The 23946-nt window shown below is 60.8% G+C and carries 19 protein-coding genes and 1 riboswitch; of the genes, 8 read left to right on the plus strand and 11 right to left on the minus strand.

Features of this window, described 5'->3' with window-relative positions; genetic code table 11:
• Positions 1–97: 97 nt before the first annotated feature.
• The gene (locus DN745_RS16505; RefSeq protein WP_111336524.1) at positions 98–547 is read right to left on the minus strand and encodes a single-stranded DNA-binding protein; all 450 of its coding nucleotides are present in this window, start codon (positions 545–547) and stop codon (positions 98–100) included.
• A 408-nt stretch (positions 548–955) separates the two neighbouring features.
• Between DN745_RS16505 and DN745_RS16515 the strand changes: the two genes are divergently transcribed.
• Positions 956–4105 (plus strand): dynamin family protein, encoded by a 3150-nt coding sequence (locus tag DN745_RS16515; RefSeq protein ID WP_111336528.1) that lies wholly within the window; start codon positions 956–958, stop codon positions 4103–4105.
• Positions 4102–4836: a hypothetical protein gene (locus DN745_RS16520; RefSeq protein WP_133621926.1), complete on the plus strand. Its 735-nt coding sequence runs from the start codon at positions 4102–4104 to the stop codon at positions 4834–4836. Before DN745_RS16515 ends, DN745_RS16520 begins: the two co-directional genes overlap by 4 nt.
• 40 nt (positions 4837–4876) lie before the next feature.
• On the opposite strand, the gene glyS is transcribed toward DN745_RS16520, so the two are convergent.
• The 4 genes from glyS to DN745_RS16540 form a co-directional block, all read right to left on the minus strand.
• Positions 4877–6994, minus strand: coding sequence for a glycine--tRNA ligase subunit beta (gene glyS, locus DN745_RS16525; RefSeq protein WP_111336532.1), 2118 nt, complete (start codon positions 6992–6994; stop codon positions 4877–4879).
• A gap of 73 nt (positions 6995–7067) precedes the next feature.
• Positions 7068–7976: a glycine--tRNA ligase subunit alpha gene (locus tag DN745_RS16530; RefSeq protein WP_111337772.1), complete on the minus strand. Its 909-nt coding sequence runs from the start codon at positions 7974–7976 to the stop codon at positions 7068–7070.
• Positions 7977–8190: 214 nt separating this feature from the next.
• Complete coding sequence (locus DN745_RS16535; protein WP_111336534.1) at positions 8191–8382, minus strand: hypothetical protein; 192 nt, start codon at positions 8380–8382, stop codon at positions 8191–8193.
• Positions 8383–8509: 127 nt separating this feature from the next.
• Positions 8510–8842, minus strand: coding sequence for a hypothetical protein (locus tag DN745_RS16540; RefSeq protein ID WP_111336536.1), 333 nt, complete (start codon positions 8840–8842; stop codon positions 8510–8512).
• A gap of 97 nt (positions 8843–8939) precedes the next feature.
• Positions 8940–9155: riboswitch (cobalamin riboswitch) on the plus strand.
• A 138-nt stretch (positions 9156–9293) separates the two neighbouring features.
• Here DN745_RS16540 and DN745_RS16545 point away from each other — a divergent pair.
• From DN745_RS16545 to DN745_RS16555, 3 genes are all read left to right on the plus strand, one after another.
• Entirely contained in the window at positions 9294–9743 is a 450-nt protein-coding gene (locus DN745_RS16545; protein ID WP_111336538.1) for an acyl-CoA thioesterase, read from the plus strand.
• 661 nt (positions 9744–10404) lie between these two features.
• On the plus strand, positions 10405–13431 hold the full coding sequence (locus DN745_RS16550) for a DEAD/DEAH box helicase (RefSeq protein WP_204355029.1): 3027 nt from the start codon (positions 10405–10407) through the stop codon (positions 13429–13431).
• The gene (locus DN745_RS16555; protein WP_111336542.1) at positions 13428–14270 is read left to right on the plus strand and encodes an SWIM zinc finger family protein; all 843 of its coding nucleotides are present in this window, start codon (positions 13428–13430) and stop codon (positions 14268–14270) included. Before DN745_RS16550 ends, DN745_RS16555 begins: the two co-directional genes overlap by 4 nt.
• A gap of 86 nt (positions 14271–14356) precedes the next feature.
• On the opposite strand, the gene DN745_RS16560 is transcribed toward DN745_RS16555, so the two are convergent.
• Positions 14357–17167, minus strand: a complete 2811-nt coding sequence (locus DN745_RS16560) for a valine--tRNA ligase (protein ID WP_111336544.1) — start codon at positions 17165–17167, stop codon at positions 14357–14359.
• A 188-nt stretch (positions 17168–17355) separates the two neighbouring features.
• On the opposite strand from DN745_RS16560, the gene DN745_RS16565 reads away from it, so the two are divergent.
• Positions 17356–17571 (plus strand): TIGR02450 family Trp-rich protein, encoded by a 216-nt coding sequence (locus DN745_RS16565; protein WP_111336546.1) that lies wholly within the window; start codon positions 17356–17358, stop codon positions 17569–17571.
• A gap of 102 nt (positions 17572–17673) precedes the next feature.
• Here DN745_RS16565 and DN745_RS19425 read toward each other — a convergent pair whose 3' ends face one another.
• On the minus strand, positions 17674–18768 hold the full coding sequence (locus tag DN745_RS19425; protein WP_162687739.1) for a hypothetical protein: 1095 nt from the start codon (positions 18766–18768) through the stop codon (positions 17674–17676).
• A 284-nt stretch (positions 18769–19052) separates the two neighbouring features.
• Between DN745_RS19425 and DN745_RS16570 the strand changes: the two genes are divergently transcribed.
• Together DN745_RS16570 and DN745_RS16575 are read left to right on the plus strand one after the other, a co-directional pair.
• Complete coding sequence (locus DN745_RS16570; RefSeq protein WP_111336548.1) at positions 19053–19601, plus strand: DUF6932 family protein; 549 nt, start codon at positions 19053–19055, stop codon at positions 19599–19601.
• A complete protein-coding gene (locus DN745_RS16575) occupies positions 19598–20059 on the plus strand; it encodes a helix-turn-helix domain-containing protein (RefSeq protein WP_111336550.1) in 462 nt (153 codons plus the stop codon). Before DN745_RS16570 ends, DN745_RS16575 begins: the two co-directional genes overlap by 4 nt.
• A gap of 96 nt (positions 20060–20155) precedes the next feature.
• Here DN745_RS16575 and DN745_RS16580 read toward each other — a convergent pair whose 3' ends face one another.
• The 4 genes from DN745_RS16580 to tsaD all read right to left on the minus strand — a co-directional run bounded on the left by DN745_RS16580 (position 20156) and on the right by tsaD (position 23934).
• Positions 20156–21133 carry a hypothetical protein gene (locus tag DN745_RS16580; protein ID WP_111336552.1) on the minus strand — a complete coding sequence of 326 codons (978 nt, stop codon included), beginning with the start codon at positions 21131–21133 and terminating at the stop codon, positions 20156–20158.
• Between the two features lie 110 nt (positions 21134–21243).
• Positions 21244–22398, minus strand: coding sequence for a pyridoxal phosphate-dependent aminotransferase (locus DN745_RS16585; RefSeq protein ID WP_111336554.1), 1155 nt, complete (start codon positions 22396–22398; stop codon positions 21244–21246).
• 51 nt (positions 22399–22449) lie between these two features.
• Positions 22450–22764: a hypothetical protein gene (locus tag DN745_RS16590; RefSeq protein WP_111336556.1), complete on the minus strand. Its 315-nt coding sequence runs from the start codon at positions 22762–22764 to the stop codon at positions 22450–22452.
• A 117-nt stretch (positions 22765–22881) separates the two neighbouring features.
• Positions 22882–23934 (minus strand): tRNA (adenosine(37)-N6)-threonylcarbamoyltransferase complex transferase subunit TsaD, encoded by a 1053-nt coding sequence (gene tsaD, locus DN745_RS16595; protein ID WP_111336558.1) that lies wholly within the window; start codon positions 23932–23934, stop codon positions 22882–22884.
• Between the last annotated feature and the right edge of the window lie 12 nt (positions 23935–23946).

Below are 23946 nucleotides of genomic sequence, written 5' to 3' on the forward strand. Positions count from 1 at the left end.
AATCACTTACATAATGCAGATACAAATGCAGGATTTACGGGTCGAAAACAACTGTTTACGCCCATAAATCCTGCACTACTTTTAAGACAATCGAGTTTTAGAACGGAATCTCGTCGTCGTTAAACGATTGGTCGTAATTGCTCTCGACCTGCGGCCGCTCCTGGGTATAACCGCCCCCGCCGCTGCTGCTGCCGCTGTCAGAGTAGTCTCCGCCGCCGCTGCCGCCAGACAAGAAGGTCACGTTCGAGGCGACGATCTCGGTGGTATAGCGCTTATTGCCGTCCTTATCCTGCCACTCGTTGGTCTGGATGCGACCTTCAACAAAGATCTGACGCCCCTTTTTGAGGTATTTTTGGCAGTTCTCGGCAGTCTTGCCGAAGACCACGACGCGATGCCACTCGGTGCGCTCTTGGCGCTGGCCACTCTTATCGGTCCACTTCTCGTTGGTGGCGATGCGAAGGTTCCCCACGGCCGTGCCGGACTGGGTAAAACGAACTTCGGGATCAGCGCCGAGGTTTCCGATAATCATGGCTTTATTTAAACTCATTTCTCTCTCCTTTTGGTGCCGTGAGGCTCAACCACACGGTGCAAGTCGAATTTGGTGCGAACAATTATAACGCGCCCATCCTAAATAGCAATAACGACTGAACAAATGTCCGGGCGCTCAGGTTTATTCCAAGGGCACAAACTTTTTTACCTTTGGCCGCCTCCCGATATCGGTGCTACGACCGCGCTGCTACACAATGCCCTCATATATGTTTTCGGCAAGAAGGCTAAATTTGTTGCGATTCTTTTCGCATATATTTACGCCACCCCGCCGGGGATGGCATTAAAAGAGGGTCGCGGGAAGAAATAAATTCACCGCGCTGTTGCAGGGTCGACGTCTTGGCGCTCGCCTCGTACTATTTTTTAAGCGTTTTAGCAGTAAAAATTAACCTCTCGATGAGCGCAAAAAATGTCCTTCTTTGACAAAATTGGCCTCGATAAAATCGGTCTCGATACACTCGGAGAGCGCGTCGGCGGTTTCTTCGACGAGGTATTTTTACCCGAAGAAGTCCTCCAATCACTGCAAAACGCGATGCGGGCGATGGAGCGCGGCGAATATCAGGCAGCGCTAAAGATCCTATATCGCATCCACGCTCAGGATTCGAGCATCGACCGGGTTCATCACCTCATCGGGCTCTGTCATTTTCACCTGGGAGAATTGGGCAAGGCGCTCACCGCGTTTGAGCGCGGGCTCACGGCGCGCGCAGACGCGCTCGGTCACCTCTACGCCGCGCGCTGCGCCGAGGAGTTGGCGAGCGCGAAATACGCGCCGGACCCCGCCGGCGGCGGCGACGTGGCGCTGAGCGCGGCGCAGCGATCGCAATATTTGCACCAGGCCGAGAACCACTTTCGACGCGGACTCGAGGGGGGCGGAAAAGAAGACGTCAACTTCGATCTTCTCTTCGGCCTGGGGCGCATTTACCTCGCCCGAGGGCGCGCCGACCGCGCGGAGCGTGAGCTGCGAAAGGCCACCCGAGCCCGCCCGGAGCGCCCCGAAGCCACGCTGAGCCTCGCGCGTGCCCTCATCGAGCGCGCGAAGCTCGACGAAGCCCGCGTGGTCCTCGATTCCCCGGCGGTGCGCGACTTCGGCGCAGCGGCGGCGCTGCTTCGCGCCGAATTAGAAGAAGCTTCGGGCGACCTCCGCGCGGCGCAGGCAGCCTACGAGGCGACGGTCATCGCCATCGAGCAGGGCCCCGCAGCGAAAGAAGAAGCGCGCGACATTCTAGAGATTGGCGCCGAGGTGAATATTCAGCTCGCGCTGATCGGCGCGGCGCGCACCAGCATGGTGCTTGGCGACGCGAGCCGGGCAAATCGCTATCTTTTACAGGCACTTACCGCCGGCGACGCTGCTGAAATGGCCGAGATCCATCTTCTGCTGGGCGACACCAACGCCGCGATCCAAAACGATTCTCGGGCGATGGAATGCTACCAAACCGCGCTCGATCTCAAGGACGCGTCGCCGCAGATCCAGACCCGCGCGCATATGGGGATGGGGCAAATCTTGCTGCGCAGCGACCTCGACCACGCCGACAATGTGCGGCGCAATCAATACGCGCGGATGCACTTTCAGGCCGCGCTCGACCATATCCCCTTCGACTCACCCACCGCCCGCGAAGCCCAGCAGGGCTTGGCTCGCGCCTACCTAAATGACGGCGATATCAGCAGCGCGCGTCGCCTCATCGACGCCGCGATCCGCCAGAGTGATGCGCCCAGCCAGGCGATGCTCTTCTTGCTCGGCCAGGTCGCGCTGGCATCCGGTGACGCGGCCGAGGCGGTGGTCGCCTTCCAGGAGGCCTCGCGCTCCGAGCAATCCGCCAACGCGCGCCAAAAACAAGCGATCGACGCCGCCCTTCAACGCGCGCTCAAGCGCATGACCTTTGATTGGCAATTGCCCGAGGCGATTGAGCACTCGGGCGCGCTCAGCGAGGTGCTGCGCCAGGTGCGCGAATTTGTGACGGCCGACCGGCGCACCCTCGAGTTTGCGCCCAAAGTTCAGCAGCTTATCGAAGACCTGGACGCGCCGCTTTCCATCGCGCTGGTCGGCGAATTCAACGCGGGTAAGTCCACGATTTTAAACGCTTTAATCGGCGAGGAGGTCGTGCCAATGGGCGTGCTGCCGACGACGGCGCATCTGGGGATCGTGCAATACGGGCCGCGCAAATCCGCCCGCATCGTGCAGCGCGACGGGCGCATCCAGGAGGCCAATCTGGCCGAAGTCAAAGCCCAGATGAAGCAAAACTCCCATGAGATCGCGCATCTCGAATTTCTATACCCGCACCCGGCGCTTCGCTCGGTCGAGTTCTGGGATACGCCCGGATTTAACGCCCTCGACGACGCGCACGAAGAAGCGGCGAGCCGCGCGCTTGGCAACGCCGACGCGCTTTTGTGGGTGCTCGACGCCAACCAGGCGCTCTCACAGTCCGAATTCGACCAGATCGACGCGATCCCGGACGGCAAAGATCGGCTCCTCGTTTTGCTCAATAAGATCGACCGATTTGGCGGCCCAGAGGCGCGCGCGGCGTCGGTCGAAGAATTGCTCGACTATGTCGAAGAGAACGCCGGCGAGCGCATGGCGGGTTGCTTCCCGATCAGCGGAAGAGAAGCCTTCGCTCTGCGCGTGGACACCACCGATGAAGAGCGATCGGCCAAGGAAAAGGCGTTAGAAAACAGCGGCTTCCCGGCCTTCAAAGCCTTTTTGGAGTCCCAGATTATCGAGCGTTCTTCCTATATCAAGACGCTCGAGGTGACGCGTAAATTGGCCGCCCTTCTCGAAGACATCGCCGCCTCACAACATACGCTTAGCCAAAATTACGCGGCCCTCGACACCGAGAGCACTGCCCTCGAAAATTGGCTGGCCGAATTGCATCAGAAACACCCCGAAGAGCGCGCAAAATCGGAGTCGCGCGCCCTTGAGGATCGCTTCGATTTCGTCCTCACCGGGCTGGAGCGCGAGATCAGCGAGGCGCTGCGCTCGCAGACCAATTTCCTCGCGCGCGCGGCCCTCACCCGAAAATCCTTGTCGGACGAGGACCGCGACTTTATCCTCGAATTGCTCGCCGAGCGGGTCGAGGATATCTTGAGTCGCTCGCGCCAGCAGGTGCTGGCCGATGTCGATGCGATCGAGGGGCGCATCGCCCAGGAGATCGGGACGATTATCGCCCAACTTCCACTGGTCGACGCGCGCGCGATGAAGCGGCGCCTGGAGGGCTTCTTCGACGAGACGCGCGTGCTAAAATTGTTGCTCGGCGAGCGCGTCTTTGGGCAATTGAGCGCCCAGACCGCCGGGCGCATCGACGCGGCGGGGCGCAGCGCCCTCGACGAGATTCGCGGCGGGGCCGATGGCGCCCCGATCTGGAAGCGCGCGCTGCGCCGCCTCTTGCCCGATGCCCGCGGCCACCTCACCACCGAACTCGCAAGGTGGTATGAGGAATTTTTCCTTGCCGCCCAACGCTTTTCAGATAGTGTGCAGCGCGACCTTCATCTGCTCAAATTAGAGTCGGATTATCGCTTTGACGTCTCGCTGCCGGCTCAATTTCTCCAGAAACAATTGAATTCATGATGACATCGACGCGCTCAAAACTACTCATTGCAACCTGCACCCTGCTCTGCATCGCCGCGCTGAGCGGCTGCGACCCGAAGTCGTCGGAGTCGAACGCCGACGCGTCCGAGCCGACCGATATCTCCAGCACCGATAGCGGGTCGTCCGAGAAGGCCGAGGCCGCGCCCCAAAGCGAAGATCAATCAGGCTCCGCGCGCCCCAGCGCGACCTCTCCGAATGGCGCCGAAGTCGCGCTTGAGCCGCCGCTAGAGATCGCCGGGATGCTCCAAAGCGAAGATCTCAAGGCGCTCAACGCCGGTGAAATCTCCAGCGAAAAGCTCGCCGGCAAGGCCGCTACGCCGACCTATAACTCCGTGCGCCTCTTCCCGAAAAAGGGCTCATCCTACGGCGTCGGCATGCAGGTTTGGAAATTCGAGGACGATAGCAAGGCGGTCGATTTTGTGGCGCACATGCGCCCGCAATACCTCGGCGTCGAGGACGCGCCGGCCGACGCTCCCACGCCCGGCGAACGCGCGTTTGTCGCGTCGCGCGCGGGCATCCAAAACTACGTCTTCGCCCCCAAAGATGGGGCCCATCACGTGTTCGCCCTCTCCTGCAGCGACGACTTCTGCAAGGGCGGGTGGTCCGACCTCAAGACCCTCGCCAGCACCGTTGAAAAGCGCGTAATTGGCGAGAAAGTCGAGCCGAAAAAAGAGCTTAAGAAAGACGCAAAAAAGGCCGCGAAGAAATAATCCTCGCGGCCTGCAATCGGCGTCGCTTCAAGCGCGGCGCTTAGCCCACCTGAATCTTCGAAATATCAGCAACCCGCATAAATAGGCTGCGCAATTCGCCGAGCAACGCGATGCGATTGTCGCGCTGGGCCGCGTCCTCGGCCATGACCATGACGTTGTCGAAGAAGTCGTCGACCGGCGACTTCAGGCTGATCAACGCCTGACAAGCCTTCGGCCAATCATGGGCCTCGACGGCGGCCTCGACCTCTTTTTGGGCGCCCAGATACGCCGCGTAGAGCGCGGACTCCTGGGGCTCGGCGAAGAGCGCCTCGTCGACCGGCGCCGCGGCGTTCTCCTCGGTCTGCTTCTTCAAAATATTGACCACGCGCTTGAAGCCCGCGGCGAGCGGCTCGAAATCGGGCTCGGTGCGCAGCGCGGCCAGCGCCTCGACGCGCTCGCGCACGCTCAAAACGTCGTCGCGATTCGCGGCGAGCACCGCGTCCACGACGTCGGTCGGGAAGTCACCGGAGAGTTGATATTTCAGACGGGTCGACGCGAAGTCGAGGAGCTGCTCAATCAGCTCATCGGTCTCGGTCTCCAGCGGGGTCTCCATCAGCGCCGTCTCGTCGTCGTCATCCGGCACCACTTCATAGGCCGAAATCGCCATCTCAAACAGCTCGCTCAGGCTGATGCTATACTCGCGCTCCTGCAGGATACGAATCACGCCGAGCGCCGCGCGACGAAGCGCGTAGGGGTCCGAGGTGCTGGTCGGGATGAGGCCAATGCCGAAGCAGCCGACGAGCGCGTCGAGCTTCTCGGCGAGCGCCACGATCGCGCCGACGTCGGAAGACGGCACGTCATCATCGGCGCCGCCGGGCATATATTGCTCGTGGATCGCCTGGGCGATCGCCGGCTCCTCGCCGTCGGCCAGCGCATATTCGCGGCCCATGACGCCCTGCAGATCGGGGAATTCGCCGACCATATCGGTCAGCAGATCAACCTTGCTCAACAGCCCGCCGACCTCGGCGCAGCGCTCGACATCCTCGTCGAACCCGAGCGCCCACGAGATATCGCCCGCCAACGCGGCCATGCGCATCGAGCGGTCATACATCGAGCCGAGTTTTTGCAGCCACACAACATCGTCGAGCTTCTCAAGACGCGCTTCGAGCGTGCTCTTGAGGTCTTTATCCCAGAAGAAACGCGCGTCATCCAGGCGGGCTCGGAGCACGCGAAGGTTGCCGTCATAGACCTCTTTGGGGTCCACCACCGGCGTATTATAGATGACGCAGCAGGTCGAGATCAGCGGGCCGCCCTCTTCGGTGGCGAGGCTGAAATAGCGCTGGTGAGAGCGCATCGACGAGATAAGAACTTCGTCGGGGAGCTCGAGATACGCGTCGCCAAAATTGATGGCGATGCCGTGGGGTTTCTCGAGCAAGAAGGTCACCTCGTCGACCAGGTCCGGGTCCTTGACGAGCACGCCACCGGCGGCGTCGGCCATCTCCTGGAGCAGGCGCTCGATGGTCGCGCGGCGCTCGGCCGGGTCGACCACGACATGGGCCGCGTTGAGGCCGTCGATATAGCCCGCGATGTCTTTGACCTCGAAGGCGTCGGGCGCCGCGAAGCGATGCCCGCGCGTCAGGTTCGAGCTGTCGACGCCGGCAAAGCTCAGCGGCACGACTTCGCCGTCGGCGACCGCCAGAATCCAGCGCACCGGGCGGGCGAAGCGCTCACGACGCTCGGCCCAGCGCATCGACTTGGGGAAGTTGAGCTTCTGGATGATCTCGCGGAGCAGCTCCGGCAGCAGCTCCGCGGTCGGCTGACCCGCCTCGAAGACGTTGGCGGCGAGGTATTCGCCCTTGTCGGTCTCGACGGTGTAGAGGTCGGCCGGGTCCACGCCCTGCCCGCGCGCAAAGCCCAGCGCCGCCTTGGTCGGCTCGCCGTCCTTGAACGCGACCTTGGCCGGCGGGCCAGTGCGCTCTTCCTGAATGTCGGTCTGTTTGGCGGCCAGCCCCTCGACCAGAAGCGTCAGGCGACGCGGCGTGGCCACGGTGCGCAGGCTCTCGTACCCCAGGCGCAGCTCGTCGGCGCGCGCGGCGAAGGTCGCCTCGATCTGCGCGAGCGCGGGTTGGCAAAAACTTGCGGGGAGCTCTTCACAGCCAATCTCGAAAATCAATTGCATGGGCTTTTCTTGGTCAACGATGGGTACTTAAATTCGGGTCTTAACAACGCGACGTGTCGGGCGAAAACGCGGCTTAATCGGACGATTCTTCGGCCAATAATTTCGCGGCGTCCTCGGGGGCGAGCAGCGGGTAACCGAGCTCTTTTCGCTGCGCCAAGAATCCCTTCGCGGTCATCTGCGCGAGCGTGCGGATGCGGCGAATATATTTCTGGCGCTCCGTCACGCTGATCGCGCCGCGCGCGTCCAACACGTTGAAGGTGTGCCCGGCCTTCATCGTATAGTCGTAGGCGGGCAGGATCAGGCCCTGCTCGGCGAGGCGTTTGGCCTCGGCCTCAAATTCGTCAAACCACTTAAAATGCAGCTCGGTATTGGCCTGGTCGAAGTGGAATTTACTGAACTCGACCTCTTCCTGGTGGCGGATTTGCCCGTAGCTTACGCCCGGGGCCCACTCCAGGTCGTACACGCTGTCGACGCCCTGCAGGAACATCGCGATGCGCTCAAGCCCGTAGGTGATCTCGGCCGGCACGATGTCCAGCTCGATGCCACCGACCTGCTGGAAATACGTGAATTGCGTGGCCTCCATCCCGTCGATCCAGACCTCCCAGCCAAGCCCCCAGGCGCCGAGCGTCGGCTGCTCCCAATCGTCTTCGACCAGGCGAAGGTCGTGCTCCATCTTGTCGATACCGATGGCGTAGAGGCTGTCCCAATACAGGTCGAGCACGTTGGCCGGGCTGGGCTTTAAGAGCACTTGGAACTGAAAATACGCCCCGAGGCGGTTCGGGTTCTCGCCGTAGCGCCCGTCGCTGGGGCGCCGGCACGGCTCCGCGTACGCGACCTTCCAGGGCTCCGGCCCCAGCGCGCGCAAAAACGTCGCCTTGTTATAGGTGCCCGCGCCTTTCTCGACGTCCCAAGGTTGCTGCAAAACGCAGCCCTGGTCGGCCCAGAACTTCTGAAGAGTGAGGATAATATCTTGAAAGAGCATGATATTCGGTGTCGAAATAGTGAAGTTTTGTCGCGACGCGCTCGTCATTGAGTGCGCGCCTCGATTGGACCCCACGCTATAGCGCCTGGGGGCGGGTTGCGGCAAATGAAAATTGGAGGTGCGGGGGTGTTTTTGGGGCACGGGGGCGATAAAAGAAAACGCCGCTCCCACACGATTGTATGGGGGCGGCGTTTGTGATGCGAGCTATGCGTGATCAGCGATAGCGTCCCAGGAAGGTTTCCCCATCGCCAGAGTTATCGGAGACGGCGAGGTCTCCATCTTCGTTGACCGCCACGCGCCAGGCACCCTGGCTCATCTCGATCTCATCGATGACCTGCGGGTTGCTTCGGTCGCTCAGGTCGACCAACTTCACCCCAGCTTGCCCGACGGCTGTGACGCGGGCCATAAGTCGGCCTGCAAGCATCTGGCCGAGCTTCGCTGAACATATCCCTATGCGCCTGACAACACTCTCTGCGCCTGACAAAGTGGGGGGGGGGCAGGCGTGGCGGGTCAGAACATATTCTTGGGCCCCATCAGCGCGACTCAAACGCCTTATACGCCAAAACCGCCCAGATGAGCGTGCCCAATAGGAGCGCCGAGCCGAGCGCGAGCAGCAACCAAGAAACCCCCGACCCGGCCATGCCGAAGAGCGACGTAAACACCCCCAACGTCGCTTCTAGCCCACTTCCGGCGTCGTTCTCTATCATCTGCTCGCCGGCCTGCACGGTCGGGCCGCACGCGGAGCGCCCCATGGACCCGAGCCCTAAGAGCACCAGGCCGCTGGTACCCGTGAGCAGGCCCAGACAGCCCGACATGACCCGAAAGGGTGTACGAAATTTGTTCGGCTCGGCGGGCTCAAGCTGCATATCTTTGATCCTTTTGAGGCGCGCTCAATCCCAATGGCGCGGGTTCACCTTTAAGTAAATCGATGCTGCCCGGGTTGACAAGCCCAATAGGCTGCTGCAGGTTCCTCGGCGTGTTGGTGCTGCCGGGGCGAGTCCGCGGCGGCTTAAAAGGGAATCCGGTGCGAATCCGGAGCTGCCCCGCAGCGGTAAGTGAGAACGAACCCCACATCTGTGCACTGGTCCCCGAGGGGGCCGGGAAGCCGTGGGGCGTAGGAATTCGGTGCAAATCGACCCGCTCACGAGTCCGAAGACCTGCCCGCATCTGGCCGGCGAGCGATCGCCGCAGGCCAGCTTGACCCGGAAGCCTCGTGGGAAGGTTTCGGTCCGAGCAGACCCCTCTGTGCACCCCTGCCCCGACCTGTGTCCATTCCTGCGCTTTCGCCCCCCTTTTATTAAGCCCAGGAGCGCGCAAATGCCGTCGAATCCGCCCCAAAACGTCGAAACCTCTCTGCCCACCCCGCCCACCGAATGCCGTCTCGTCGAGATGGTCTTCCCCCAGCAAACCAACCACTATGGCACGCTCTTTGGCGGCCAGGCGCTGGCCCTGATGGACAAGGCCGCGTTCATCTGCGCGTCGCGCTACGCACGCCGCACGGTGGTGACCGCGAGCAGCGAGAAATGCGATTTTCACGTCCCGGTGCGCCAGGGGCAATTGGTCGAGCTCATCGCCCGGATCATCGCCACCGGGCGCACCTCGCTGACGGTCGAGGTCGACCTCTATGCCGAAGATCTCTTGACCGGCGACCGCCAACTCGGCACCCGCGGGCGCTTCGTGATGGTGGCGCTGGACGCGCACGGGAACCCGGCGGTGGTGCCGGGGTTGGCCGGAAAAGTATGTGATTCGGAGCGCCCTCAACCCTGAAGACGGTCAGCGCGACGAGATGTCGATAGCGATTGAGAATTCAGAGACGACTCGGAAGACGTAAGGCTTCGCCTTCGGGTGCCACCGCCGCAGTCGATTCGCGACTTCGTCGTCTCGGGCGTTGCACGCAGCGGAGATTCGGGGGATGCCTGGCGATAAAGGGGCGCGGCGAGATGCGGCATGGTAATTCGGAAAGCGCGCCCCATTTATATTCATTGCGGGCGAGCCGCCCGCGCTCCATTTAGATTATTTACTCACCTTTGTGCTAAATTAAGCAGCAACCATCCGGAAGCGGCGAAGCAAACGCGCTACCAACTCTAATCATTCGCTTCCGCTGGTCGGAGATCATCGAATATAGAGGTCTTCTACAATTGGCCGCGAGTACACCCGGCACTCGATTTGGTCAGTCCAGCCAAGTCTGAAATGGCCACTGCGGCCTAAAGTAGGTGTCCGTTAAGTCAGAGCAACGTCACTTATCGTCAACTAGGTAACCGTCGGAAGTGCTGTGAGGTAAACCGTGCTCGTTCTACATTATCATTGGCATCCAGACGGCGGGGCGCATCTATGGGGTGAGGACCCGGGGAGTGCGGCGCAGCATCCGCCAAAGCGGGGGCGTCCGCCTCGGGTTCCGAGGCCGCGCGCGCATCCCTTCGCCGCGTCGGTGACGGCATTGCGGGCGGTGCTCGGCGAGGTTGCTGAATGTGTGGGGACTGATGAGTGCGTCGCCGGGGATCTAACGCTTCTTTTGCCGTCGAGCAAACATGGACCGCAGGGATCGCCGCGGCTTGTGCGCGACGAGGAGCCCGACCCCACATTCGATCGCCTCGCGCCGTGGACGGTGCCGACGCTTGCGCTGAAGCCTGGCGAGGCGCCAAGCCTGCTGGGCGCGCTTCCGGAGGAATTCGACGCCGCCTTGCTCGGCGATTCGCTGCGCTATTGGCGCGTTGCGGCCAGGTTGGCCGAGGAGTTTGTGCGTGCGGGGCGGGTGCTACCGGGCGTTAAGCTTGGCGATGACGGCGCGCGCGCGGTGTGGCGCGCGCTGCCGGCAACCGCAGAGGATTTTGCGCGGTTGCAGGCGATGCGCGATGCGATGCCGCCGATGGCGCGGGCGGGCGTCAACGAGGCGATCGCTCGGAGCGCGAAGGATGATGGCTGGGAGTCTGTGGATATGCCGTCGGCCCGGCGGGTTCTCGTCGCTCATCTTAATGAGCTTGTCGACGCTCTGGTGCGTGAGAAGTTGCTTGCCGGCGGCGCGCAGACCGGTTCGCATCAATCTCACACGGTGCACCAACAATGGCTTCACGCGCTCGCCAGCACCGATGGGGCACTCAACGCCGCTGCAAGAGACTTAGCTTCGCTGGGCGAAGACCTCCACACCTGGACACAGCCACTTCGGGCTACCGAAGAGCGAGGCATGCGTCTTTGCTTTAGACTCGCACCACCCGAGCCTGACGTTGAGGATGCGCCGGATTTCGACGATGGCGTCGTGTCGCTCCCCCCCGATCCATGGCGGGTCGATTTTTTGCTGCAAGCAACCGATGACCCGAGTTTGCTGATTGAAGCGGCGGTCGTCTGGCAATCCAGCGGGAGGACTCTGAAAGTCCTCGAGCGAAATCTGGAGCATCCCCAGGAGGCGTTGCTTGAGGAATTGGGGCGTGCGCTGCGGCTCTTTCCTGCCCTCGAAGGCGCCCTGCACACAGCAAAACCCACACACGTCGACTTGTCCGCGGGCGAGGCCTATGCGTTTTTGAACACGAGTGCGCCGGTGTTGGAGCAATCGGGTTTTGGCATCATCGTGCCCGCCTGGTGGGGGCAGCCGGAGCGGCGACTCGGCGCAAAGCTCAAAGTTCGCTCGAAGAGTTCCAGCGACCCGCGAAGTTCAACTCACGGGCTGGGCGTGAGCCAACTATGTGAATTTCACTGGGAGGTGGCGCTCGGCAACCAGGAGTTGTCGCGCGAAGAGCTCGAACGGCTCGCCGAGCTCAAAATGCCGCTGGTGCGCATGCGTGGGCAATGGGTATCGCTTCGGCCCGAAGATATCGCGCGTGCGCTGCGCCTCTTTGATGCGGGCGAGGGCGGCCAAATGACGGCGGGCGAGGCGATCCGCACCGGGCTGGGATTGGAGGGCGGCGCTGGGGCGCTTCCGGTCATCGCGCATGAATTCGAGGGCTGGCTCGGCGAGTTTCTGGAGCGTGATTTCGACGCCCAACTCGCCGACGCGACGACGCCAGACGGGTTTAATGGAGTCTTGCGACCCTATCAGGAGCGAGGCGTCGCCTGGCTGGGCTATCTTGAGCAGCTCGGTTTTGGCGCCTGCCTCGCCGACGATATGGGACTCGGAAAGACGATCCAGGTGCTGGCCAAAATGGTCGAAGAGCGTGGCGAGCGGGCATCCGCCGGGACGAATACAATCGGGACGACGATGGTCGTCTGCCCACTCTCCGTGGTGGGCAATTGGCGGCGCGAGGCGCATAAATTTGCGCCCATGCTTCAGGTTTATGTGCATCACGGCCCCGAGCGGCTCCGCGACGATAAGCTCTTGGAGGCGATCGCCCAGGCGGATCTGATCATCACGACCTATGGGGTGGTGCGAAGCGACGTCGAGGAACTCAGCGGGATCGCGTGGCATCGGGTTGTGCTAGACGAGGCTCAGAAGATCAAAAATAGCTCAGCCGGGCGCACTCAGGCTGTCCGCGCTCTATCGGCGCGACGTCGCCTCGCCCTGACCGGCACGCCGGTTGAGAATAGGCTGCTTGAGCTGTGGTCGATCATGCAGTTTTTGAACCCCGGCTTGCTCGGCTCGGCCCAGGCGTTTGACAAAAAAATCGCAAAGCCGATCGAATCGCAGGGCGACGCGCACAAGGCCGAGCTTTTGCGCAGGCTCACCGGGCCGTTTATACTGCGCCGGCTCAAGACCGACAAAAGCATCATTTCCGACCTACCTGAGAAGATCGAAATCAAAGAGTATTGCAATCTTACTCGGGAGCAGGCGACCCTCTATAGGGCGGTCGTCGAGGAGATGCTTGCGCGCATTGAGCGCGCCGATAAGGTCGAGCGCCAGGGACTTATTCTGGTGCTGATGACGCAGCTCAAACAGGTCTGCAATCACCCGGCGCAATTTCTCCAAGACAGCTCCGCCATCGACGCCCGCTCGGGCAAACTTGAGCGGCTCGAAAGGCTCGCCGAGGAGATTCTGGACGCCGGCGATAAGGCGCTCATCTTCACCCAATACACCGAGATGGGCGGGTTGATTCGCCGGCAACTCCAGCAAAAGCTGGGCCGGCGCGTCCTTTATCTGCACGGCGCCACGCCGCAACGCCAGCGCGACGCGATGGTCGAGCAATTCCAATCGCCCGAGGGGCCGCCGTTCTTCTTGCTCTCGCTTCACGCTGGCGGCACCGGCCTGACATTGACGGCGGCCAACCACGTGATTCACTACGATCGCTGGTGGAATCCGGCGGTCGAAAACCAGGCGACCGACCGCGCGTTTCGCATCGGACAGACCGCCAATGTTCAGGTGCGCAAATTTATCTGCGCCGGGACTATTGAAGAGCGAATCGACGGCATCATTGAGCGCAAAAAACACCTCGCCGACCAGGTGCTCACCAGCGGCGAGGGATGGCTGATGAAATTATCCACCGACGAACTCCGCGAGCTGGTCGAACTCTCCGAGGAAACCCTGATATGAGTTGGCATTACTTCCCAAAGAGCACACCGCGCAAGGTCGACGGCGGCATTAAATCAAAGAACAGGCGCGGCGAGATTGGTGAACAATGGTGGTCACGCCGCTTCGTCGAGGTGGTCGAATCCTTTAGCATCAGCAGCCGCATCAAGCGCGGAAAACGCTACGCCCGCGGCGGCCAGGTCCTCTCGATGGACGTCCATGACGGCATGGCGACCGCCCAGGTCCAGGGGTCGCGCGCCACGCCATACGAAGTCCAAATCAGCGGGGCCTCACTCGGCGACGATGACTGGAAACGCGTTGAAAAAACATTGGCAGAGCGCGCCGGCTTCGCCGCACAACTGCTGGCCGGCCAGATGCCCGCCGATATCGAAGAGGCATTTGAAGCCTGCGCGTTCTCGCTCTTTCCGAGCTCCTACGAGGAGATGGAAACCCGTTGCAACTGCCCCGACTACGCCAACCCCTGCAAGCATATCGCGGCGGTCTTTTATATCCTGGCCGAGAAATTCGACGAGGACCCATTTCTGATCTTTCGCTGGCGCGGCCGCTCCCGCGACACCCTGCTCGAACACCTGCGCCAACTGCGAAGTGTTGGAAGCGATGCGACGGCGCAAGGCGAAATTTTAGCCGACACGGCGACGCCCCTGAGCGATTGCCTCGACCATTTTTGGCGCGCAGGAAACCAGCTTGCGCAGGTTCAGGCGCACCCGGCTCATGCTGAAGTCCCCGACACGGTACTTCGTCAGCTGGGAAAACCGGCAGGCGGGATCGGCAAGGTCTATGAAGAGCTTGGCGCGTTGTATGGGTTGATTGTCGGGGATGATCCGGATTCACATGGTGGGTGAGAGTATGTTGGGAGGCGCGTATTTTTGGTTTACGCGCCCCATTCATATCATTTACGGGCGAGCCGCCCGCGCACCTTTCGCATTATTTACTCGCCACCGGCCAGCGCCTCAAGATCCTTGCGCGACGCCATCAGCGCGGCCTGCTCCTCAAGATATTGGGCGTGCTTGGCGCGCTCCTTGGCGACGATGGCCTCGGGCGCGTTGTCGACAAAGCGCGCGTTTCCGAGCTTGCCGGTGACATATTTGATGTCGCCCTGGACCCGGGCGAGCTCTTTGTCGAGGCGCGCGAGCTCCTCGGTGACGTCGATGAGGCCGAGCAGCGGGATGCGGATCTCGACGGCGCCGCGCACCGCGGTGGCCGCGCCCTCGACCGCGCCGGCGTCGGCGGGGCTTTGGATGACGATATTCTCGGCCTTGGCCAGGCGCTGGATATAGCTTTCGCCGGCGGTGATGGCGGCGGCCGCGTCGGCGTCGGCGGTCACGAAATACACCGTCTCGATGACCCGGCCGGGCTTGACGTTCGTCTCGCCGCGCACCGCGCGGATGGCCGTGATGAGCTCGATGACCTGGTCCATCTGGGCGGCCGATTGGGCGTTCTCCTTGGCGAAGTCCGAGTCCGCGCGCGACACCGGCCAGGGGGCGATCATGACGCTGTCCGGGGCGTCGTCGGCGTGCGGAAGCGCCTGCCAGATATCCTCGGTGATGAACGGCGTGATCGGGTGCATCAGGCGCAGCGTGGCGTCGAGGACGTAGGTCAGGGTGTCGCGCGCGGCCTTTTGAGCGGCGGGCGCGGCGTCCTGGCCGTCGTGCAAGACGTCTTTGCTCAGCTCGATATACCAGTCGCAGAGCTCGTTCCACACGAATTTATACAGCAGCTGGGCGGCCTCGTTGAATTGGAATTCGTCCAGGGCCTTGGTCACCGCGCCCACCGTCTGCTCGCAGCGGCTCAAGATCCAGCGGTCCGCGACCGACAGCGCGTCGGCGTCAAACGGCATCGCGTCGGCGTCGGTCCAGGCGTCCAGATAGGTCTGGTAGGCCGGGGCCTCGTAGCCCTCAAGGTTCATCAGGGCGAAGCGCGCGGCGTTCCACAGCTTGTTCAGGAACGCGCGGTAGCCCTCGATGCGTTTGATGTCGAGCTTGATGTCGCGCCCGGCCGCCGCGTAGATCGCCAGCGTGAAGCGCAGCGCGTCGGCGCCCTGGGGGCCGACGCCGTCGGGGTATTGGTTCAGAAGCTCGGCGTGGATCTTGGCGTCGAGCTCCTTGGCGTCGGCGCCGTAGATCATATGCAGCGGGTCGACCACGTTGCCCTTGGTCTTCGACATCTTATTGCCCTCTTTGTCGCGCACCATCGCGTGCAAGAAGACCTTCTCGAAGGGCACATCGTCCATCAGCCACAGGCCCATCATCATCATGCGGGCGACCCAGAAGAACAGGATATCAAATCCGGTCTCCATGACCTGGGTGGGGTAGAATTTCTTGAGCGTCGCGGTCTCTTCCGGCCAGCCCATGGTCGAGAAGGGCCACAGCGCGCTGGAGAACCAGGTGTCGAGCACGTCCGGGTCGCGGGTGAGATTCTCGCTGGCGCATTTCGGGCAAGCGGTCGGCGGGTCCAGGCTGACGATGACCTCTTCGCAATCGTCGCAATACCAGGCCGGGATCTGGTGGCCCCACCACAACTGGCGGCTGATGCACCAGGGGCGGATATTATACATGAAGTGGTCGTAGGTCTTCTTCCAGACCGCCGGGATGATCTCGGTGCGCCCGGACTCGACCGCGTCGGTGGCCTTTTTGGCCATCGGCTCGGCGTTGACGAACCACTGAAGCATGGGCAGCGGCTCGACGACCACGCCGGTGCGCTCGCTGCGACCCGGGGCGAATTGGGTGTCCTCGACGCGGTCAAAGAGGCCGAGTTCCTTGAGCTTTTTGACCACGAGCTTGCGCGCGTCGTAGCGGTCCAGCCCCACGAAGTCCTCGGGGGCGTTCTCGTTCATCGTCGCGTCGAACCCAATCACCTGGATCACCTCAAGCTCATGGCGCTCGCCGCATTCCCAGTCGTTGGGGTCATGCGCAGGCGTGATCTTGACAGCGCCGGTGCCCTTCTCGGGGTCGGGCAACACGGAGTCGGCGATGATCGGGATTTTTCGCCCAACGATCGGCAGGTCGAGGGTCTTGCCGATGAGCCCCTGGTAGCGCTCGTCGTCGGGGTGCACGGCCACCGCGGTGTCGCCGAGCATCGTCTCGGGGCGCGTCGTGCCGATGGTGATATGCCCGGAGCCGTCGCTCAAGGGATATTTGAAATACCACATATGACCGCTCTCTTCCTCGCGGTCGACCTCGAGGTCCGACAGCACGGTCTGGCCCACCGGGTCCCAGTCGACCATGCGCAGGCCGCGGTAGATGAGGCCGTCGTTATAAAGCTTCACGAAGGCCTCGTTCACCGAGCGGTTTAAGCCATCGTCCAGGGTAAAGCGCTCGCGCTCCCAATCGCAGGAGGCGCCCATGCGCTTGAGCTGGTCGATGATCTGGCCGCCGTGCTCTTCCTTCCAGGCCCAGGCGCGCTTCATGAACTCTTCGCGCCCGATCTCGTGGCGATTTGTCCCCTCTTCGGCGAGCTGGCGCTCGACCATGACTTGCGTGGCGATGCCCGCGTGGTCGGTGCCCGGCAGCCACAGCGTCTCAAACCCCTGCATGCGCTTCTGGCGGATCATCATATCCTGCAGGGTCACGAAGAGCGCGTGCCCCATATGCAGCCGGCCGGTGACGTTGGGCGGCGGAATCACGATGGTAAACGGCTCTTTATCGCTGGTCTCGTCGGCATGAAAATACCCCTTATCGACCCAATAATCGTACCACTCGGCTTCGACTTCGACGGGATTGTAGCTTTGATCGATCTTCATGCGCGTATTCCTAAAAGGCAGAGGGTTGCAAATCAGTATTTAGTCGGGGCGTTTGTAGTCAGCAGGGGCGGCTGGGGTCAAGCTGCGCATTAGGGGGCGGGCGGCAAAGGATGTGCTAAGGTGGCCGCCTTGCGGCTTTAGTCTTTGAGGAACTCCCAGAGCCGCGCGGTTATACAATAAGGAGAGTAATGAGCATTCAGGCGCCACACAATCCCAAAAAACTGATGGGTACTCAGTGGACTGCGGTCAACGTCGAGAATAGGCGCCGCCATTGGGAGGTCATCGAACTTCACCTCACCACCGACGAGGTGCTGTTGCGGGCGGTCATCGACGGGCACACGCTGCGTGTTGAGTGGCGAGCGCTGCGCAATCGCGAGGATTGGGAGCCGGGGTGGAAAAAGTAGCTCCGGAGAGTTTTAGCGAAATGCTTGAACACTGCCCAAAACGGGTCACTGACCACGAGTGTTAGCTACTGCGCACGAAAATCCTCATATTACGGCTATAGCTCAATCTGACACTATATCTCTCAATTGCTTTGTAAGTTCGCGCTGCATTTCATGCATTTTTTGTTTCCACGCATCAGTTGAATAATAATCCCTCCGTCGAGGCATATCTCGCGCGATAGCCTCGACATCATTATACGCACGCAACAATTCTTTCGCGTGCGGCGCTGGCCAATAATCGCGGAATAGCTCTTGGTGCGAATGGTTCCCGATAGCGAGTCGACAGAGAGCACGAAGCCTCTTGTCCGCTGTTACGAAAAGGCAAGGGCCATTGAACTGTTTCGTGCGTTTAACCCAGTAACTAGCGTAAGTAAGATCCCAGGTTGCATTGGCGACGACGGCTATTCGTTTGTCGGGATCAGATGAACGAACAGCTCTCATTACTAAACTCCTCCCCCCCTTGGAACCAAGCAGCACAACCCCTAATGATACAGCGATTCCGTCAAAAAAAGCGTCTTCAAGCGACCATCGAAACAACTCCCTCAAACACTCCTCGGGATTTTTATTTTGTCGAGCCAAAACCGCGATTTTGGTGAGAGCAAGGTGATGCATTTCCCAATGTGGAAGAAAGCGTTCAAATTTCGCAGAATTAAGCGACATATATTTTATCTTTTTTCGCGCTTTACGTAGCTCAAACCGAGAAGCGTGCTTCGACTCTCCAAAAGCAATCTCTGCGTAGGTCGTCGGGTGCAATTCGTTCGCGATACGTACTGCTGCCAGCTCTGATCGCACATTATTGTTTTCTTGAGTCGCGGTGACCTCGTATAGAGCAATATTGGGTTCAACCTCTATATTTGCTGCACATAAAAAGGCCATAACCGCCATTGTTAAACGATCCGTATTGTTTTCAACGTCGAGCGAGCCTCCGCTTCCAACTTTCACCACTCGACTAATAATATTTCGATCGAGCACGGCATAAATTGGGGGGCCTGGATTGTGAGAATATTGAAGATAGTCTCTAAGTTGATATTTTGACGTGTCCAATGAAAAAGCGGCGTGAACAAATGGATCATTCTCTTTGAGGAACCGCTCAATAGTTTCGAGTTGTTCTAGATCTCGAAATGGATTGGAAACTGAATAAAAAGTCGAGGACATCATCACTCATTGAGAGAATGTATTTTCGCTCCCACTTTAGCAGAAACGGATTAAATTTGTTCAGCCCAATAGTGTTATGTACATCGCCACTTGCGGTCAAGAGGCAGCGCAATAGAACGCTCCCTGTGACGTCCACTCTCAGCTCACACTTGGTATCGACTGATGCCTGCCCTGGTCATAAAATATACGCCGAAAAAGACAACTAAAGCGTCGAACTTGACAAATATGTCATGCCTTCTTAGTTTCAAAATAGAGTCGTTCTCAGCCACCACTGCGCGCGAGGGCCTATGCTGCCGACGTTCAACGAATATGGGATGCTCCCCGCAGGTGACTACGAACTCACGCTCGATGAGCTCCGCAGCAGCTTGCTTGTTGTGGGTCCCAGTCCAAGCCCGCCCAATTGGGATAAAGAGTGGCGATTAAGCCTCGTGGATAATCTTGAAGTTATGGTCCGCCAGCTTTGGGCGGTCGGCGTGACCGAAATCTTCGTCGACGGGTCCTTTGCCGAAGACAAAGACCACCCGAACGACATCGATGGATATTTCGAGTGCGATATGGATGCGCTTATTAGCGGGACGCTCGAACGGGAGCTCAACCGTATCGATCATTATAAGGTGTGGACTTGGGATCCGAAGGCGCGACAACCCGACCGAGGTTCCTTTAAGGCGCAGCTTCCAATGTGGCACCGATATCGGGTGGAACTCTACCCTCACTTCGGTCAGCTCTGTGGAATCCAAGATAAATACGGAAATGACCTCGAATTCCCCTCTGCATTCCGTATGTCACGGCGTGATGGACGCCCCAGAGGAATCATCAAGATCGGAGAAACCCCATGATTCGCAACGAGTCGGAATACCAGGAGGCCTGTGCACGCCTCGAAGCTGAACGCGAGCGCCTCGAAGAGCATCGTGAGCGGCTGTCCAAGATGGGCCTATCCGCGGATGAGCTAAAGCATGCGCTCGATCCGCTGCGCTCGTTCCACCTACAGCTCGAAGAGGAGGTCCAGGGCTACGAGCGACTGCAGCGCGGCGACCTCGGCGAACTCTTCAATTTGCATGGATTGGGACGGATGCTCGTGGCGCTGCGCGTCGCGCGTGGCTTGACTCAGCGGGCGCTTGCGTCGCGCCTCGGTGTGCACGAGTCCCAGGTATCGCGTGACGAGCGCAACGAATACCACGGCATCACGGTCGAGCGGGCGAGTCGGGTGCTCGACGCGATGGGCGTCGAATTAAAGAGTCTCTTTGAGCGGCCGGTTTTGCCCCACACAAATGAGTCGGAGAGAGCCAACGCCTGACACATAAAAAACCGCGACATAGGAGGCGCGATGAAATCCCAAAAGATCTCATCGCGCGCTCCTATGTCGCGGCGTATGACTTATACGAACAGCCTCTTAGTAGAAGCCGCCACCATCCTCAGAGTGCGCCCGGCGATAGCGCTCGAAGGCATACTCAGCCGAGTCGGTGTCGTAGTTCAGGTGCTTGGCGAGGTTGATGACCTCCTGGCGGTCGTCCTCGCTGAGCTCGCCGAGCCCGGCGAAGCGTCGGGTCATATATTGCTCGATGAAGAACATCTGACCGGCCTCCAGAAGCTCGTCGGCGCGGTGCTCATCGATGCCGAGTCCCTTGGCGTAGAAGTCCAGGCGGTCGCTCTCGGCCGGGTTGAATTTGTGGTCGATCATCGCGATGGCGCAGGCGAGCATATAGAGCGTCTCGCGCGAGGCGCCGGCGCCGGCCAGGCGCAGGTCGTTTTGGGACACGCGCCCGCGCTCGCCCGGGCGGTTGCCCGTGGCCTGGCTCTTGTCGACGAAGTCCAGCAGCGCCTCCTGCTCGGGCTCGTTGAGCTTGCCGTCGACGGTCGCCACGTCCAGCAGCATGCGCACCATCAGGTGGCGATCTTCGTAGGACTCCAGCGGGGCTAACTTCAGCTGGCGCTGCAGCTCGGCGCTCAAACCCTGGGCCTCGTGGATAATCACCCACTCCTGAGCCTTGGGGTCCCAGGCGAACAGATGCATCACGCGCGAGAAGGCGCGGTACAGCGCGTCGTCGAGCTCTTCCTCGGTCAGCGGGGCGGCCGGCTTGGCCTTGTCATCGCCTTCGGCGCGGTCAATCGCCGAGTCGACCGCGACCGCGGCCGCGCTCACCGACGCGGTATAGCCGGCCAGGTCGCGAATCAGGTCATTCGCGGCGCGAATGGCGTTAAAAAAGAAGGGCTCATCTTCGCGTTGCGCGTCGGAAATCCGGGCGGGTACGACGGCCTCAATTTCACCTTCCTGCGGTGTGGCCTCAAAGGTGACATAGAGATTGCCACCCTCGATACGAGTATCCTTAACCAACGATTTAATCGACTTGATGCTACCCAATTCAGACATGAAACTCTCGAAAAGTTAATCCCAACGGGCCCGAGGACCCGACCTAGTAATTAGCAACCGACACAAGCCGATAAATCGAGCGGTATGCGCTCGGAAATTGGCCTCCAAAATTAAGCGTTCAAACTCTTAAGCCGCCGCGCGACCTCTTCCAACGTCGCCCAGTCCTTGGCGTAGCAAAAACGCGTCAACTGCGTCTCAGACGACTCACTGAAGAACGCGCTGCCCGGGACGCTGGCCACGCCGATCTTCTCGAGCAGATGCATCGCGCCGGCTTTGGCGTCGGCGCATCCCAGCGAGGAGATATCGGCGAGCACATAATACGCGCCCTGCGGCACGTTCGGGGTGAGCCCGGCGTCGCTGAGCGCCCCGCAGATGAGGTCGCGCTTTTTCTCAAAATCGCGCGACATTTCCTCGTAATAATCGTCGCCGATCCGGGTCATCCCGGCCGCCACGCCATGCTGCAGCGGGGTGGGCGCGCAGATATAAAACAGGTCGTTGACCAGCCCGATCGCCTCGCTGAGCGCCGGCGGCGCGACCGCGTAGCCAAGGCGCCACCCGGTGATCGAGAAGGTCTTCGAGAAGCCCGAGATCGTCACCGTGCGCTCGTACATCCCCGGCAGGCTCGCCAGGCTAATATGCTCGCGCCCGTCGTAGATAATATATTCGTAGATCTCATCGGTGATGGCGATCAGATCGTGCTTCTTGCAGAAGTCGGCAACGACCGTGAGTTCTTCGCGGCTAAAGACCTTTCCGGACGGGTTGCCCGGCGTGTTGATGAGGATGGCGCGGGTGTTCTCGGTGCGCGCGCCCTCGAGGTCTTCGGCGCTGAATTTCCAATCCGGCCCGGTCAGCGCGATCGTGGAGGCTTCGACGCCGGCCACGCGCATCGCGTTGATATGGTAGCCGTAGGAGGGCTCGAAGACGATGATCTCGTCGCCCGGGTTGAACAGCCCCTGAAGCGTGGCGATGAACGCGCCGGTCGCGCCGGCGGTCACGATGATATCGGAGTCCGGATTGACCTGAGTCAGCCCGTTATAACGCGTGAGCTTGTCGGCGAGTGCCTCGCGCAGCGCGTCGATCCCTTCAAATTTACTATAGACGCTTTTATCCGCCAGGACGGCTTTGGAAGCCTCTTCGAGGATGCTTGGCGGTGAGGGAAGGTCGCAAATCCCCTGCCCTAGATTAATGCCGTCGAGACGCGTGCACTCACGCGTCATGCGACGAATATCAGACTGCTTGAGAAATTCGACTCTTTGGCTTTTCATGAAATGCGAAAACTCCGGTTACTTCCGTTTAGATTAGAACGTGAAAGATGCTTATAATTCGAGGTCACGCAGCAGCGAATCGACGTAGGTCTTGATGCCGTCAAATTGGACATCTTCGCCGAAGATCACGACCAAAAATTCGCGTCCCGCGCCGACCAGATAGATATTCTCGCGCTCCAACCCCTCGCCCTTCGCGCCCGGCGCGACCATGGGGGCGGTCTGCTGCGCGCTCTTCAGGATCGCGCGCGCGTCGCCGACCCGAGAGCGTATATTCCCACTGGCGTCCAGAAGCAGGGCCGCCTTGACCGAAAGATGCTCATCGAGCTCGGTCATCAACTGATTATATTTTGCCTGCTCTCCGAGCAAATCTGCCTCCTGGTGGTCGTTACAGCACCGAATGATTGAATCACCCCAAATTCAAAAGGGCCTGCAAGAAAAGAACGCTGCGCTGATATCACACGCCGCTGCGCGGCGCCCTGCTCATTAATTATGCACGCGCGCCGGATTGCGCAGGCTCTCGCCGAGCGGCATATTTCCGCGGGCCTTAAGATCATGCGCCGAGAAGTGGTCGAGGTCAACCTGGCCCAAATAATGAGCCGCCACGGCGCCGAGCATAGCGGCATTGTCGGTGCAAAGCGAAGCCGGCGCAATGAAAACTTCGACCCCGTCGCGCTCGCCGGCCTCGCGCAATTCTTTGCGCAATTGGCGATTACAGGCGACGCCGCCCGAGAGCACGATGCGCGGGATCCCGTGGGTCTTGGCCGCGCGCATCACCTTGAGCAGCAAGACGTCGACCACCGCCTGCTGGAAGGACGCGCAGAGGTCGGCCAGGGCCGCGTCATCCGCGGGCATCCCGTGGGCCTCGGTATATTGCATGACCGCGGTCTTGAGCCCCGAGAAGGAGAAATCAAGGTTATCGTGGTGGGCCATGGGGCGCGGGAATTTGATCGCCTTGGGGTTCCCGTTGGCCGCGAGGCGGTCGATCTCGGCGCCTCCCGGATAGGGAATCCCGAGCATTTTCGCGACCTTATCAAAGGCCTCACCGGCCGCGTCGTCGCGCGTGCGCCCGAGCAGGGTATATTGGCCCAACGCATGGACGATATAGATATCGGTGTGCCCGCCGCTGACGATCATCCCGATATAGGGAAACTCCGGAGAATCGACCTCATCGAGGTCGAGCAGCACCGTGGTCAGGTGGCCTTCGAGGTGATTGAGCCCGACGCAGGGGCGGTCATAGGCAAACGCCAGGCCCTTGGCGGTTTCGACGCCGACCAGAAGACTGCCGACGAGCCCGGGCCCGCAGGTCACCGCGTAGCCGTCGATCTGCTCGAGCGTAATCCCGGCGCCGGCGATCGCCTGGTCGATGACCGGATGGATGTCGCGGATATGATTGCGCGACGCGAGCTCCGGCACCACGCCGCCGTAGCGCGCGTGGATCGGGATCTGGCTGGCCACCGCGTTCGAGAGGACGCGGCCGTCCTTGATGACGGCCGCGGAGGTCTCGTCGCAACTGGATTCAAGCGTGAGGATTAACATCGTGGGGTTTCC

The sequence above is a fragment of the Bradymonas sediminis genome (assembly GCF_003258315.1).
GTDB lineage: Bacteria > Myxococcota_A > Bradymonadia > Bradymonadales > Bradymonadaceae > Bradymonas > Bradymonas sediminis.